This is a genomic window from Rhodococcus sp. 14-2483-1-2 (assembly GCF_002259405.1).
Classification (GTDB): Bacteria; Actinomycetota; Actinomycetes; order Mycobacteriales; family Mycobacteriaceae; genus Rhodococcoides.
In genome coordinates this window covers 294,675-309,120 of sequence record NZ_NPFW01000002.1, presented here as the reverse complement: position 1 = coordinate 309,120, position 14,446 = coordinate 294,675, and the positions used below count along the sequence as shown (strand labels likewise).

Genomic DNA, 14,446 nt, shown 5'->3' with positions numbered 1-14,446 from the left:
ACGCTCTAGCCGGCGATGGTCCGGTCGGTAGCCCAGTACGGTGCTCGCAGTGCCTTCTTGTCGAGCTTGCCCATGGCGTTGCGGGTCAGCTCGTCGACGATCACGTACCTCTTGGGGCATTTGTACGACGCCATCGACGCCTTGGCGAACCCTGCGAGCTCGGCGGTGTCCAATCCTGTATTCGGTTCCGGGACAACCAGAGCCAGTAGGGCTTCGCCGAAGTCGGCATCCGGTACTCCGATGACGGCCACCTCTGCGACGGCGGGGTGCGAGGACAGGACTCGTTCGCTTTCGGCGGGGTAGAGGTTCACGCCTCCGGACACCACCATGTCGGCGATTCTGTCGGTGATGAAGACGAACCCGTTCTCGTCCACGTATCCGACGTCGCCCAGGGTTGCGACACCCGGCAGAATGTATGCTGCAGCGGTCTTTTCGGGGTCGGCGTGGTACACCACGCTGCGTTCGGGTGGGGTTCGGAAGCCGAGTACCCCGGTCTGTCCGCGGTCGAGCTCGTTCCCGTCGGCGTCGACGACGACCGCTTCGAACGGCGGTACCGCTCGACCGACCGATCCCGGATGAGTGAGCCAGTCGGGTGAGTCGATCTTGCACACCGTGCCGATTTCGCTACCGCCGTAGGACTCCACCAGAACCGGCCCGAACCAGTCGATCATGGATCGCTTGACATCCGCCGGGCATGCCGAGCCGGTGTGCGCGACGTACTCGAGACTGGAGACGTCGTACGTCGAGCGAGTGTCGGCATCGAGTCCGAGCAGTCGCTGGAAGTGGGTCGGGACCATCAGCGTGGAGGTGACGCGGTGGCGATGGATCGACTTCAGGGTCGTCTCGGCGTCGAAACGGCCCATCACCACCACAGGGTGGCCGGAGAGCAGATGGCGAACGGCGGTCAACGGCCCGTTGTGCTGGAGCGGTCCCACCACCAGGTGAACCCCGTCCGGGTAGCCCGAACGCGCAGCCACCCCGTCGGCGAATTCGGCAGCGCTCCGGCCCGTGTTCGGCAACCATCGCACCTGGGTGCCACGAGCTCGTCCGGTGGTGCCGGACGTGTAGACCAGCGGCGGACGCGCAGGACGCTCGGTCGGGGGTGTGGATGCAGCGGTGTTCTGTCGCGGCACGACTGCCTCGGACCAGGCCACCGTGTCGACGCCGCCGTCGCAGCTGTGCACGATCAACTCGCGGAGGTGTGCCGCGGCCGCGGCACCGCGGGACGAGGTGAGACCCGCGGGCCCCGTCACCACTGCGACGGTTCCGGAGTCGAGGAACTGCTCCGACATCTCGTCGGGTGTCAGTTGTCGGGAGACGGCCACCGTGCCGACGCCCCGCGCAATGGCAGCTACGTGCGTGAGCAGGGTGGGAGCGGAGTTCTCGCCGATGACGGCAATTCGTTCGTCGGAGTCGGGGGCGATCTCGAGAAGGTGTTCGCCGAGTGCGTCGAGGACCGTCAGGACCTCGGACCACGTCATCGAGGTGGTGTCGTCGATCAATGCCGGGCCAGACGGATCGACTCGGGCTCGATCTCTGATTCGGTCGAGCATGGGATCGATCCTCCGAAGGGTGTGGCGCAATGGGTTAAGTAACTTTATAGTGATTCTACTTACATTGCGCTAGGGTTGTGGCCATACTGGTGAAGACGTAAACAAAGTCTGCAGAGAATGAGGTGTACGTGGTGACTTCGACCGCGACCGACCCGACCCGCGAGGCCGTAGAGCCCATCGGATCGAACGATCCGACGCCGAGCCGAGAGGTTCTGCTCGATCTGCATCGCAGGATGGTGCGAATCAGGCAGTTCGAGACCGAGGCCGGGCGGTTGATGGAGGGCGGTCGGATGCCGGGCTTCCTGCATCTCTACGTCGGCCAGGAGGCCGTTGCGGCCGGCGCGATGTCGAACCTCAGGGACACCGACCAGATCACCTCGACCCATCGTGGACACGGCCATGCCGTCGCCAAGGGTGCCGAGTTCAAGCCGATGTTCGCCGAGTTGTTCGGCCGCGTCGACGGTTACTGCAAGGGTCGTGGCGGCTCCATGCACATCAACGACCTGTCGATCGGCATGCTCGGTGCCAACGGCATTGTCGGAGGCGGTATTCCGATTGCAGTGGGTGCCGCGTTCGCGGCGAAGTACCGCGACGAGGATACGGTCGCCGTACCTTTCTTCGGCGACGGAGCAAGCAACATCGGGGCGTTTCACGAGGCGGCCAACATGGCGGGAATTCTCGAGCTGCCGGTCGTCTTCGTCTGCGAGAACAACGGATACGCCGAATTCACGGCACTCCGTGACCACATGAAGCTGGAGAATGTGGCCGATCGCGCGGCTGCGTACGGGTTCCCGAGCGAGATCTGCGACGGTATGGACGCCATCGCCGTGCGTGCCGCAGTCGGTCGCGCCGTCGAGCGGGCGCGAAGCGGTGGCGGTCCGACCCTGGTGGAAGCCAAGACGTATCGCTACTACGACCACCAGGGTGTGAAGGGTCTTCGCAAGACGTACCGCACCCAGGAAGAGGTCGAGGCCTGGAAGGAACGTGACGCCATCAAGTTGCTCGAGGCGCGGGCGGTGACCGAGGGACTGGTCACCGAAGCCGAGTTCGCCACCGTCTGGGCCGAGGTGGATGCCGACATCGCCGAATCCGTGAATTTCGCCGAAGCCAGCCCGTTCCCGGACCTGGCCGACTTCGCCCTCAATGTCTACAGCGACTGAAGATCTGAAAAGGCTGAGCATGTCTACTGCAACGGAAACACCCAACGCAACTGCGACGGCACCAGCCGCTGCGGGCCGAGTCACCACCTACGTCAAGGCCTACAACGAAGCCGTCGCTCAGGTCATGCGCGAGGACGAGGACGTCTTCGTCATCGGTGAGGATGTCGCCGGATACGGCGGTGTCTTCCATATGTACGACGGCCTGCTCGACGAATTCGGGCCGAGGCGCATGGTCGACACACCGATCGCCGAGATGGGCCTGATCGGACTCGGCGTCGGCGCGGCCGCGCGCGGTCTGCGCCCCATCGTCGACATCATGTTCATGGATTTCCTGGCCGTAGCGCTCGATCAGGTCGTCAATCAGGCCGCCAAGATGAAGTTCATGTACGGGGGCGAGGTCAAGGTCCCCATGGTCATCACCGTCGCCTACGGTGCCGGTGTCAGCGCGGGGGCGCAGCACTCGCAGAGTCTCGAGGCTTGGTTGGCGCACACGCCCGGTCTGAAGGTGGTCATGCCGTCGAACGCCCACGACGCAAAGGGATTGATGGTCTCCGCCGTTCGTGACGACAACCCCGTCGTGTTCATGCTCAACAAGGTGCTTCTCGGTGCCCGTGCCGAGGTTCCCGAGGACCTCTACGCAATTCCCCTCGGCGAGGCTGCCGTTCCGCGAGAAGGCGACGACGTGACCATCGTGGCGTTCGGGCGCATGGTCACCGAAGCGCTGAAGGCCGCGGACATCCTGGCCGAGTCCGGGGTGTCGGTGGAGGTCGTCGATCCGCGGACGGTCCAGCCTCTGGACACTGCCACCATCGTGAAGTCTGCGTCGAAGACCAACCGCATCCTCGTGGTGCACGAGGCCGTGACCTTCGGTGGAATCGGAGCCGAGGTGGCCGCGCAGATCCAGGAGGAGGCGTTCGACTACCTGGACGCGCCCGTACTTCGCGTCGGTGCTCCCTTCACGCCGGTGCCGTTCAGCACACCACTCGAGAAGGCCTACGTTCCCGATGCCGACCGCATCGTCGCAGGTGTGCGCCGTCTCCTCGAAAGGAACTGATCGTGGCTCAGCAGATCGTGCTGCCGAAGCTGGGTCTGACGATGCAGGAGGGCGTGATCGGCGAGTGGGTGGCCGAATCCGGCCAGCGCATCGGTCTGGGCGACGTTCTTCTGCGGCTGGAAACGGACAAGGTCGACGTCGACGTCGAAGCGGAGGCGGAGGGAATCCTGGCGACGACCGCGCAGGCCGGTGACGTCTTGCCCGTCGGCGCGGTGATCGGGTGGCTTCTCGGCGACGGTGAGTCCGCGCCCGGCGGTAACGCCTCGGTCGCGACTGCGGACGAACCGACGGCCGAAGACGGTGTCGCAGTCGAGACCGCAGTGTCCGGACGGGGCAGCGAATCGCGAATCAAGTCGTCGCCCAACGCACGCCGCGTCGCCGGGATGTCCCACGTCGACCTCGCACAGGTGCGAGGTTCCGGCCCGGGTGGGCGAATCGTCTCCGAGGATGTCGAGGAGTTCCTCGCCGCAACGCCTTCGGCCAGTCCAGCGCAGGCCGCTTCCTCCGAGCCGGTCGTGATGCGAGAGGCGGCGCAGCCCGAGAAGGCCGTCGGCGCGGACAGTGCGGCCGGCCACTTCGTCGGACCGGTGCTCCGTCGCCGTGCAGCCGAGCTCGGAGTCGATCTGGATCAGCTCGCCGGATCCGGCATCGGGGGTCGAATCACCAAGGGCGACATCGAGAATGCTGCCGGTGCCAAGGCCGCAGTGCCGGTTGCGCAGCGATCGGTCCCGGTGCCTGCCCCTATCGAGAAAATCGGTCCGAAACCCGGTGACGTCATTCCGCTCTCGGGCATGCGAGGCGCGATCGCTCGCAACATGCTCGACAGTCTGCACTCCATGGCGCAACTGACGCACGGCTACGAAGCGGATGTGACTGCGCTGGTGCAGGTTCGGGCCCAACTGGCAGCCGAGTCCGCGCGCAGCGGGTCGAAGCCGCCGAGCCTCAACGCGTTCGTGGTCAAGGCAGCAGCGCTGGCACTGAAGAAGCACCCACTGCTGAACGCGGGAATCTCCGACGACAAGGTGACCCTGTTCGAGGCCATCGACATCGGCGTAGCAGTGTCGGTCGAGGGTGGCCTCGTCGTCCCGGTCGTCCGGGGAGCGGATTCGCTGTCGATCGGCACAATCGGTTCTCGCACCACCGAATTGGCGGCATCTGCCAGGTCGGGGAGACTGGGACTGTCGGACATGGAGGGTGCGACCTTCTCGGTCAGCACACTCGGGGCGTACGGGGTCGATTTCTTCACGCCGGTCGTCAATCCCGGTAACGTGGCGATCCTCGGAGTCGGCCGCGTGAAGGACGGATTCCGCTGGGAGGGGGAGACTCCCGTCAAGACTCAGGTGATTACCCTGAGCTTGACGTTCGACCATCGAGCCGTGGACGGAGCTCCCGCGGCGGAATACCTCCGCACCGTGAGCGACCTCTTGGCGCGCCCGCTGAGCCTGTTGGCGGAATAGGCCAGCGGGAGGACATGGAATCGACTGCGATCGACGACGGGCTGTTCGTCGAACTCGACCCACCACTGTTGGCCGGGAGTTCGTGTGGCGACTGCGATGTGGTCGTCTTTCCGGCAGCCGAGCGGTGCCCGGGGTGTACCGGCGAGAACGTCACGCGCACGGCGCTGCCCGATCGAGGAACGATTTGGACGTGGACCACCCAGACGTTCGCGCCGAAACCGCCGTACCAGCCGCCGTCGTCGGGATTCGAACCGTTCGTCGTCGGATACGTCGATCTCGGTGCGGTTCTGGTCGAGTCGCGAATAGTCGGTGAGGTCGCGATCGGTGACGAGGTCGAGTTGTGTTTGCTCGACGTCGGCGGGGGCCAGGTCACGTTCGCCTTTGCCCGGGCAGTCTCGTGAGTCCGGCCGACATCTTCGTCGTCGGAGCGGGGATGCATGCCCTCGGGCGGCACGACGGTGTCTCCGGCATGGACATGGGGGAACATGCACTTCGTGCCGCACTGAAAGACGCCGGAATCGGGTGGTCCGATGTCGATGCGGCCGTCGGTGGCAGCAACGTCTCCGGCAAGCCGGACTCGCTGGTGTCTCGGCTCGGGCTGACCGGAATCCCGTTCACGACCGTCAAGAACGGCTGCGCCACAGGGGGAGTCGCGCTGTCGACCGCGGCCGACATGCTCACCGCCGGTCGAGCGGGGATCGTCGCAGTCGTCGGTTTCGACAAGCACCCGCGAGGAGCATTCGCATCCGACCCCGCGGCCTACGGTCTCGACCCCTGGTACGCGCAGACCGGTCTGATGGTCACCACGCAGTACTTCGCCATGAAGACTCGTCGGTACCTCCACCGGTACGGACTCGACGAGTACGCCCTCGCCGCGGTATCCGAGCGGGCCTTCGCCAATGGTGCGGCGCATCCGATGGCGTGGCGTCGCACTCCACTGACCTCGGCTCAGGTGCTGGCGTCCCCGATGATCAACGACCCGCTGACCCAGTACATGTTCTGTTCGCCGGGCGAGGGCGGCGTGGCACTGATTCTCGCTCGGGGTGAGCGGGCACACGACATGTGCGAGCGGCCGATTCGGCTGGCATCCGTCGAAGTCCGAACGAGACGACCGGGATCCTTCGAAGTCTTCTCACCCTGGTTGACCACCGATCCGGTGCACAGCCCGAGTATCGACGCGGCCGCGTCTGCATTCGCCGGAGCGGGTGTGGATCCGGCCGACGTCGATGTGGCGCAGTTGCAGGACACCGATTCCGGGTCCGAGTTGATCCACATGGCCGAAACCGGGCTCTGCGAGCACGGTGAGCAAGCACAGTTGCTCGGCTCCGGAGCGACCGACTGGGACGGCGACCTTCCGATCAACACCGATGGTGGATGTCTGGCTGGAGGTGAGCCGATCGGCGCATCCGGATTGCGGCAGGTGCACGAGGTGGTGCGTCAACTGCAGGGTCGAGCGGACGGGCGTCAGGTGCCCGGCGGGCCGACCGTCGGATTCACGCATGTCTACGGGGCACCGGGTCTGTCGGCCTGCACCGTGCTGACGAGCCGATAGCGAAAGGCGAACCATGACAGAGGTTGTCGATACGATTCCCGAGCTGCTGGACTTCCGGTCGGAGTTTCGCTCGTGGTTGAGTTCGATCCTGTCGTTGCGGCCGACACCGTCGGCGGACGACCGCGCGGATCTTGCCGTCTTTCGTAATCTGTCCGATGCCGACGAGTCGGCCTTGCTCGACGCCGCCAGAAGCTATCGGCGCAGGCGCTTCGACGCCGGCTACGGCGCGGTGACGTTGTCGGTCGAGCACGGTGGACGCGGACTACCCGCCTCTTTCGCGTCGGCGATCGCCCAGGCCGAGCGCGAGTTCGAAGTTCCCCCGTCGACCGAACTCATCAGTGTCACCACGGGTCTCGTCGGTCCCGCAGTTGCGATGTTCGGCTCGGACGAACAGCGAGCGACTTATGCGAATCCGCTGCTGCGCACGGACTTGCTCGCCTGCCAACTCTTCAGCGAGCCCGGTGCAGGATCCGATCTCGCGGCGCTCGGATGTAAGGGGGTGCGCGATGGTGACCACTGGGTCTTCAACGGGCAGAAGGTGTGGTCGTCGGGCGCACGGTTCGCAGACCTCGGGATGCTCCTGGCCCGCACCGATCCTGACGTGCCCAAGCACAAGGGAATCACCGCGTTCCTGGTTCCACTCGACCTCGAGGGCGTCGAGATCCGCCCGATTCGGCAGATGAGCGGGGGCGCATCCTTCAACGAGGTGTTCCTGCACAACGTTCGAGTTCCCGACAGCATGCGCCTGGGCGACGTCGGCGCGGGGTGGAAAGTTGCCGGTGCCACTCTGGCCTTCGAGCGCACCGCCTCCGGTTCGGTGACCCGCAAGAAGGGCGGCTCGGTCGCAGAGTTGGTGACTCTCGCACAATCCCTCGGCGTGGCCGGCGATCCGCTGGTGCGTCAGGACATCGCCGACGTGTACATCCGATCCGAACTGCGCGCCGCCACCGCCGACAGGGTAGCGAGGGCCGCTGCGGCAGGGGTCTCGCCGGGACCGGCCGCGTCGGTCGGAAAACTGATGGCATCGGACGTGCTGAGCAAGATCGGTGAGATTGCCGCAGACCTGTTGGGAGAGAACATCTCCGCCCGGGTGAACGACGATCTCTTCGCGTGGTCCGAGCACGTGTTGGGTAGCCCGGGTTACCGGCTGGCGGGCGGCACCGATCAGATTCAGCGAACCATCATCGGCGAGAGAGTGCTCGGCCTACCGTCCGAGCCACGGGAGAATCGTGATCGGCCGTGGTCGGGGCGCGACAAGCGCTGATCTACCGGGTGGAGGTCTCACCAGGCGAGGGCGAGGGCCAGACGTTCCCGGTGGAACGCGGAACCACCGAAGAGTTGAGCGTCTGCGCGTGCACGTCGAAAGTACAGGTGGCAGTGGTGCTCCCAGGTGAAGCCGATGCCGCCGTGCAGTTGCACCGCCTCGGCCGTCACCGTTCGGTACGCGTCCGAGCACCACGCCTGGGCAACCGAACCGGCTTCGGTGCGGTCTTCGGCTTCGACCGCGCGGGTCACCGCTGACCGACTCGACTCCACCAGCACCAGTAGGTCTGCGAGCGAGTGCTTGACCGCCTGGAAGCTACCTATCTCGCGGCCGAACTGCCGTCGTTCCTTGGCGTACCGGACCGTGGCATCGAGACTGGCCTGGGCACCGCCGAGCTGCTCGGCGGCCAGCACTATGCAGGCGAGGTCGAGGGCCGGAAGTAGTGCTGTGGCAGCGCTTCCGCCAGTTGTGAGACGTCGTGCCGAGGTATCGGTGAGGGTCACAGAGGCCTGAGCGCGGGACAGATCCAGTGTCTCGACGCGGGAGATCGACGCGCCGTCGGCAGACGCCTCGAGGACGAAGACATCGGGGCCGTCGGGAGTTGCCGCCACGGTGACGATCCATCGCGAGCCTGCGGCACCCGGGACGGCTGGCGTGTGCCCGCTCACTGTCCATCCGTGGCTGTTCTCCGAGGCGGTGAACGGCAGGTGGTCGGGCGACCACCACCCGCGCCGGTCGAGCCCGGCGAACGCCGCAGGCTGCCCTTCGGCGATGTCGGACACCACGTCCTCGGCGCTGCCTGCGCCGGCGAGCACCTGCCCCGCGAACAGGGTCGAGAGAAAGGGGACCGGAAGCAATGCAGCGCCGAGCTCCTCGGCGACGACGACCAGTTCGGCCAATCCTCCGATACCACCGCAGGATTCGGGCAAGCCGAGGGCAGCCGTTCCGATCTGCTCCGCCAGTATCGACCAGGCGCGCGTGTCCCATCCTGGGCCGGCCGGATCGAGTCGACGGCACAGGCCGTGTCCGCCGAGTTCGGTGGCAGCAGCGCGGACGGCAGCTCGAAGGGCGTCGAGTTCGGCGCTCATGGTGTGGAATTCACCGGTTTTCGAGGGTGGCGTGCGCCGCGGCGAGCCGGGCAACCGGGACCCGCCGAGGTGAGCACGAGACATAGTGCAGGCCGAGCGAATTGAGGAACGAGATGGACTGCGGATCGCCGCCGTGCTCACCACAGACACCTAGTTTGACGTCGGGACGAGCGGTGCGGGCACGGTCGACGGCCATGGAGACCAGAGCGCCGACACCGTCCCGATCCAGGACGGCGAACGGGCTGTCGGTGAGCAGCCCATGTTCGAGATAGTGGGCCAGTACCGTCTTCTCCACGTCGTCGCGGGAGAACCCGTAGGTGAGCTGGGTCAGGTCGTTCGTCCCGAAGGAGAGGAACTGGGCCTCGGCGGCCAATGGTTCGGCCAGCAGGGCTGCGCGGGGAGTCTCGATCATGCTGCCGACGAGATAGGGAACGGTGACGCCGGTGTCGGCGGCAACGGTCGCAGCGGCCCGGTGCACCTGTGCGATGGCCTCGGTCAGTTCGCCCGGCAGCGACACCAGCGGAATCATGACCTCGAGTTGCGGTGTCATTCCTTCGCCGTTCACCACGACCCACGCACGGAACAGAGCTTCGGCCTGGGCGGGATACAACCGGGTCTGCACCATGGCGAATCGAACTCCGCGCAGACCGAGCATCGGGTTCGATTCGTGTGTGGCAGCCGCACGTTCGGCTTGTTCGCGGTCGCGATAGTGGCCGTCGGCCGGGAGGAACTCGTGCAGCGGCGCATCGAGCAAGCGCACGGTGACGGGTCGGTCGCCGACGACACGGAGCAGGTCGGTGAAGTCCGATTGTTGCGCGGCGGTCAGGGCCGCAATGGCCTCGATCTCCTCGGCCTCGCTCTCGGCCAGTACCAGCCGTTGAACCAGCGGGAGTTGATCGCCGAGGAACTGGTGCTCGGTGCGGCACAGTCCGATTCCCTCGGCACCGAGGCGAAAGGCGGTAGCGGCGTCGTCGGCATTGTCCGCGTTGGTGCGGATGCGCAGTTCGCGGATGTCGTCCGCCCAACCGAGCAACACTTCCAGTTCCGCTGACGGCTCGGCCGGCCGAATTGCCACGGTACCGACGTAGACGTCACCGGTACGGCCGTTGACCGAGACGGTGTCGCCCTCGGCGAGGGTCACGCCGCCGGCCGTCACGGTGGCGCGCTCTCTGTCGATGCGGATGGTCGCCGCGCCGCAGACCGCCGGACGACCGGCACCGCGGGCAACGACGGCGGCGTGGGATGCGAGCCCGCCGTTGGACGTGACGACCGCGGTGGCTGCCAACAGAGCGGGCACGTCGGCGGGGCTGGTCTCGGACGCAACGAGGATGACGGCCTTGCCCTGCGCTGCCAGAGCAAGTGCTCGATCGCTCGACAGTGCGATCTCGCCGACGGCAGCACCCGGTGACGCGGGGAGTCCGCGGACGAGCAACTGCTCGCTACCGGTGAGGGTGAGCTGAGCGTGCAGAAGGTCCTGCATCAGGTCGGGCTCGAGCATGCGCACTGCCTCGCTGCGGTCGATCGATCGCGCGTTGGCCAGATCCACGGCGAGATTGGTGACCGCACGTGGGCCTGGATGGTCCAGCGCCCCTGCACTCAGCAGGGCGAGCTGGCGATCGCGGACCTCGAACTCGATCTCGGCGACACCGCGCAGATGCGGCTCGAGAGTCGCGAAGATCTGATCGAGGATCTGTTCACCACCGGGAGTACTGGACAGTGGTTCGCCAGGACCGGGATTGGGATCGGCCTTGCGGACACCCAGGTGGAACACGCCGTGGGGTGCGTACTTGCCGGTCTCGAGATCGCGGCTGACGGCGGAACCATGGCCCGAGTCGTCCCAGGGGCCGAGTCGCAGAGCACGGACGTGCAGTGCAAGGCCCAGATCGTCCGGTAGGGACAGAGAGCGGCGGGCCCGCTGCCCGCGGGGAGAGGCCCAGCGAGCCAACATGGCGGTCGCTGCGAGGCCGAGCTGCTCGGCAGGTTCGGTGGGAAACGGACTGCCCGTCGCACGTTCGATCAGTTCGAGAAGGGCGGGTACGCGAGAGTGACTGTCGGGGTGGTCCTCGTCCAGATCGTCGAGATCGTCGGTGTCGACGTCGAGGGCACCTTCGGCGACGAATCGAAGGGTCGCAGCCCACGAGTCGTAGATGTCGCGATCGCGTCCGATCACCTCGACGTGTGCATCGACGTTCAGGGGCGAGAGCCCGATGACCGAGATGGCAGGAGGCAGAGCCGACACCGGAACCGGTGCGCTGCATCGCAGATGCAGCAGCATGGGTCGGCGCTCGGTGCGCACCGACGGCCAGATCCCGCGGACTGCCAACTTCTCCAACAGATCGATCGTGGCGCTCGCGGTGTCGGGAACGCGCAGGCCGGCACCGGACCCGATCGGCACCGTCAGCCCTGGTACGACCGGAAGACCAAGCGCGACAAGGTTGTCCATCTCGACGCCGTGAACCCCCAGCGCGTCGGCACCGAGACCGCGAGCACGGCCTTGCCCGTACGGCACTGCTGCGCGCGCGGAGGTGAGTACGGAACTGTCGGACAGGGTCATTCGGCGCTACCGCGGACGAGTTCCTCCTCGAGGGCCTCGTCCTCGGCGCGGGTGAGTCCCAGCATCATCAGCACGTGCTGATGGAGCCACATCCACACGGTGTGGTAGCCATCGGTCAGGGGCGACGTCATCGACGCGGTGTCGCCGTTGTCGAACCGTTCGAGTGCGACATTCAGGCGGTCGCGGTACTCCAGTAGGACTGCACACTGCTTCCCACCGCGGCGGAGCAGCTTGGCCACGGATGTATGAATGTCCTCGAGCTGGTCGCGGATTCTGGCGTCGTACTGTGCGTCGCCGTGGTCGTTGGCCGTGCCGTCCGGACGGCACTGCCATGCGGTGCACAGTTCCCGCAGCCGACGGTTGACCGGTAGGAATGCGCGCAGGAAGTCGGTGACCGCAGAGTGCTCGTCGCTTCCGTCTGTGAGACGAACCTGCGCACCGGCAGCGGCGATTCCGGCCTGCGTCGGCATGACGATCGGGCCCTTGGCCACGGCGTCACCGGCATCGACGACAGCCTGTAGCTCGGGCGTGACCGGCCCTCGAAGCATGCCCTTCACAACGAGGTCGACCAGAGCGGTCGATTCGGATGTGGTGGTCGCAAGGTCGTTCATGGTGCTCCTGGCGCTCTCCGGTCCCCCGTGGGGAACAGCCTTCGGCAAGTGACGTACGTCTACCGTAGGCGGGACTGTGACGGTGCTCATAACCTACTCAAATAGTAGTGGATGTCAAGAAACTTTGTCCAACTCTGTACAGGTTTGACTGCGGCTAGTTACTTGACAGCATGTCGCCTTTGGCGGCTAGGCTGCGTGTGATGGCCGCCACTCGGCCGACCGCCGTACGGGAAGAGGGATCGCGACATGGACGACCGAACCGAGCTCTACATCGGCGGGAAGTGGGTGGCCTCCGCGGGCGGGGGCACCATAGACGTGCTCGACGCCACGACGGGTGAGCTGCTCGCTCGCGTACCCGCAGGAACGGAAACCGACGTCGACGACGCTGTCGCCGCAGCGCGCTCCGGCTTCGATGTGTGGTCGCAGTCCTCGATCGAGGAGCGAGTCTCGGTGTTGCGGCGGATCGCCGACGGGCTGGTCGAACGCGAGAGCGAGCTCGCCGAGATGATGGCGCGCGAGGTCGGGACGCCGATCGCGCGGTCTCGAACCGTACAAGTGGGGCTCGGAGTCACGATCTTCCGATCGATGGCGGACATTCTCGAGGACACCTCGTTGGAGGAACGTCGCGGGACATCGTTGATCCTGAAGGTCGGCATCGGTGTCGTCGGCGCGATCACGCCGTGGAACTACCCGCTCTACCAGCTCGCCGCCAAGGTCGCGCCTGCCATTGCAGCCGGATGCGCCACGGTGGTCAAGCCCAGCAGTGTGGCCCCGCTGGTCGCGTTCGCGGTCGCCGAGATCGCCGATTCGACCGCTCTGCCCCCGGGCGTGCTCAATATCGTCAGTGGGGCGGGCGGCCGGGTGGGGGAGCGACTGGCCGGACACCCGGACGTCGACATGGTGAGTCTGACCGGCTCGACGGCAGCCGGTGCTCGCGTCGGACAGGTAGCTGCAGCCGGAATAAAGAAAGTGACTCTGGAGCTGGGAGGCAAGTCGGCTTTCGTCATCGCTCCCGACGCCGACTTCGATGCAGCTCTGACCGCCGCGGTGCGCGGCTGCTACGTCAACAACGGGCAGACCTGCACTGCGACGACGCGGCTGCTGGTACCCGCCGATCGCCTCGAGTACGTCGAGGAGAAGCTGGCGGAGTTGGTCGGCTCGCAGCGGATCGGTGACCCCCTCGACGAATCCGTCGACATCGGACCGATGGCATCGCGTGAGCAGCAGCAATCTGTCCTCGATCACCTCTCCGCAGTTCCCTCGAACGCTCACTTCGTGGTCGGTGGGCCGGGCGACGTGCCCGACCTGGACGATCGACTGCGGTCGGGATTCTTCGTCCGCCCGACGGTGGTGAGCCGGGTCGACAACGATTCTGCGATCGCCCGTGAAGAGGTGTTCGGCCCGGTCCTCACGGTGCTCACCTACGACGGGATCGACGACGCGGTCCGCATTGCCAACGACTCCGAGTACGGGTTGTCCGGAGCCGTGTTCGCGGCCGACGACGACGCAGCGATTGCCATCGCCCGCAGGTTGCGCACCGGTCAGGTGGGCATCAACGGGGGGCGCTTCAATGCCCTTGCACCGTTCGGTGGCATGAAGAAGTCGGGTATCGGACGAGAGCTCGGACCGGATGGACTGGACGAATACTTCGAGAAGATCTCCCTACAGTTGCCTGCGACATGAGCGCCGAGGCGACCGGTGACATCACCCGGCTCATGGCGCGATTCGCGCGAGGGATCGACCTACGTGACTGGGATATGTATCGATCCGTGTTCACCGACGAGATCGACGTCGACTACACCAGCTACCGTGCGGGTAACGGTGGGCACTTCCGCGCCGAGGACTGGGTGCAGCGCGGGCGGATGCTGTTCCCGGGGCTCGTTGCGTCGCAACACTTCTTGTCGAACTTCGACATCGCGGTCGAGGGTGATCGGGGCACGGTCATCACCTACGTGCGTGCCGAGCACGTACTCCCGAACACCTCCGGCGATGCCGTGTTCACCATCGGCGGGTACTACACCGATTCGGTGGTGCGAGTCGGCGGTGAGTGGAAGATCTGCCGAAAGCAACTGACGGTTCTCTGGAACTCCGGCAACCCGCAGGTGCTGACGCTGGCCCGTGAACGAGCGGCTGCCCTACTCGCCGAGGCCTAG

At 66.0% G+C, this 14,446-nt stretch carries 12 protein-coding genes; 8 read left to right on the top strand and 4 right to left on the bottom strand.

From position 1 onward, the window contains the following. Positions 1-5 precede the first annotated feature (5 nt). Positions 6-1,553, bottom strand: a complete 1,548-nt coding sequence (locus tag CH295_RS01355) for an AMP-binding protein (protein ID WP_094739530.1) — start codon at positions 1,551-1,553, stop codon at positions 6-8. A 131-nt stretch (positions 1,554-1,684) separates the two neighbouring features. On the opposite strand from CH295_RS01355, the gene CH295_RS01350 reads away from it, so the two are divergent. Genes CH295_RS01350 through CH295_RS01325 form a run of 6 tightly spaced genes read left to right on the top strand, consistent with a single transcriptional unit; the run spans position 1,685 to position 8,040 of the window. After that, a complete protein-coding gene (locus tag CH295_RS01350; protein ID WP_252341853.1) occupies positions 1,685-2,713 on the top strand; it encodes a thiamine pyrophosphate-dependent dehydrogenase E1 component subunit alpha in 1,029 nt (342 codons plus the stop codon). Positions 2,714-2,732: 19 nt separating this feature from the next. Continuing rightward, positions 2,733-3,767 (top strand): alpha-ketoacid dehydrogenase subunit beta, encoded by a 1,035-nt coding sequence (locus CH295_RS01345; RefSeq protein ID WP_094633649.1) that lies wholly within the window; start codon positions 2,733-2,735, stop codon positions 3,765-3,767. Positions 3,768-3,769: 2 nt separating this feature from the next. Then, the gene (locus CH295_RS01340) at positions 3,770-5,224 is read left to right on the top strand and encodes a dihydrolipoamide acetyltransferase family protein (protein WP_094739529.1); all 1,455 of its coding nucleotides are present in this window, start codon (positions 3,770-3,772) and stop codon (positions 5,222-5,224) included. Between the two features lie 14 nt (positions 5,225-5,238). Then, a complete protein-coding gene (locus CH295_RS01335) occupies positions 5,239-5,625 on the top strand; it encodes a Zn-ribbon domain-containing OB-fold protein (protein ID WP_094739528.1) in 387 nt (128 codons plus the stop codon). Next, positions 5,622-6,776 carry a thiolase family protein gene (locus CH295_RS01330; RefSeq protein ID WP_094739527.1) on the top strand — a complete coding sequence of 385 codons (1,155 nt, stop codon included), beginning with the start codon at positions 5,622-5,624 and terminating at the stop codon, positions 6,774-6,776. Before CH295_RS01335 ends, CH295_RS01330 begins: the two co-directional genes overlap by 4 nt. 13 nt (positions 6,777-6,789) lie before the next feature. After that, a complete protein-coding gene (locus CH295_RS01325) occupies positions 6,790-8,040 on the top strand; it encodes an acyl-CoA dehydrogenase family protein (protein ID WP_094739526.1) in 1,251 nt (416 codons plus the stop codon). 17 nt (positions 8,041-8,057) lie between these two features. On the opposite strand, the gene CH295_RS01320 is transcribed toward CH295_RS01325, so the two are convergent. From CH295_RS01320 to CH295_RS01310, 3 genes are read right to left on the bottom strand one after another with little or no spacing between them, the layout of a single operon-like run. Then, positions 8,058-9,128 (bottom strand): acyl-CoA dehydrogenase family protein, encoded by a 1,071-nt coding sequence (locus CH295_RS01320; protein WP_094739525.1) that lies wholly within the window; start codon positions 9,126-9,128, stop codon positions 8,058-8,060. Positions 9,129-9,138: 10 nt separating this feature from the next. Next, positions 9,139-11,682, bottom strand: a complete 2,544-nt coding sequence (locus tag CH295_RS01315; protein ID WP_094739524.1) for a putative PEP-binding protein — start codon at positions 11,680-11,682, stop codon at positions 9,139-9,141. Next, positions 11,679-12,293 carry a hypothetical protein gene (locus CH295_RS01310; protein ID WP_094633655.1) on the bottom strand — a complete coding sequence of 205 codons (615 nt, stop codon included), beginning with the start codon at positions 12,291-12,293 and terminating at the stop codon, positions 11,679-11,681. Before CH295_RS01310 ends, CH295_RS01315 begins: the two co-directional genes overlap by 4 nt. Before the next feature lie 246 nt (positions 12,294-12,539). Here CH295_RS01310 and CH295_RS01305 point away from each other — a divergent pair, with 246 nt between their 5' ends. Then, positions 12,540-13,976, top strand: a complete 1,437-nt coding sequence (locus tag CH295_RS01305) for an aldehyde dehydrogenase family protein (RefSeq protein ID WP_037188420.1) — start codon at positions 12,540-12,542, stop codon at positions 13,974-13,976. After that, complete coding sequence (locus CH295_RS01300) at positions 13,973-14,446, top strand: nuclear transport factor 2 family protein (RefSeq protein ID WP_094739523.1); 474 nt, start codon at positions 13,973-13,975, stop codon at positions 14,444-14,446. The genes CH295_RS01305 and CH295_RS01300 overlap by 4 nt, the downstream gene beginning before the upstream one ends.

Excerpts from the sequence above, each read along its gene's own strand:
- CH295_RS01315 (WP_094739524.1), bottom strand. The coding sequence starts at position 11,682 with ATGACCCTGTCCGACAGTTCCGTACTCACCTCCGCGCGCGCAGCAGTG.
- CH295_RS01305 (WP_037188420.1), top strand. The coding sequence starts at position 12,540 with ATGGACGACCGAACCGAGCTCTACATCGGCGGGAAGTGGGTGGCCTCC.
- CH295_RS01345 (WP_094633649.1), top strand. The coding sequence starts at position 2,733 with ATGTCTACTGCAACGGAAACACCCAACGCAACTGCGACGGCACCAGCC.
- CH295_RS01310 (WP_094633655.1), bottom strand. The coding sequence starts at position 12,293 with ATGAACGACCTTGCGACCACCACATCCGAATCGACCGCTCTGGTCGAC.
- CH295_RS01335 (WP_094739528.1), top strand. The coding sequence starts at position 5,239 with ATGGAATCGACTGCGATCGACGACGGGCTGTTCGTCGAACTCGACCCA.
- CH295_RS01300 (WP_094739523.1), top strand. The coding sequence starts at position 13,973 with ATGAGCGCCGAGGCGACCGGTGACATCACCCGGCTCATGGCGCGATTC.
- CH295_RS01325 (WP_094739526.1), top strand. The coding sequence starts at position 6,790 with ATGACAGAGGTTGTCGATACGATTCCCGAGCTGCTGGACTTCCGGTCG.
- CH295_RS01355 (WP_094739530.1), bottom strand. The coding sequence starts at position 1,553 with ATGCTCGACCGAATCAGAGATCGAGCCCGAGTCGATCCGTCTGGCCCG.
- CH295_RS01320 (WP_094739525.1), bottom strand. The coding sequence starts at position 9,128 with ATGAGCGCCGAACTCGACGCCCTTCGAGCTGCCGTCCGCGCTGCTGCC.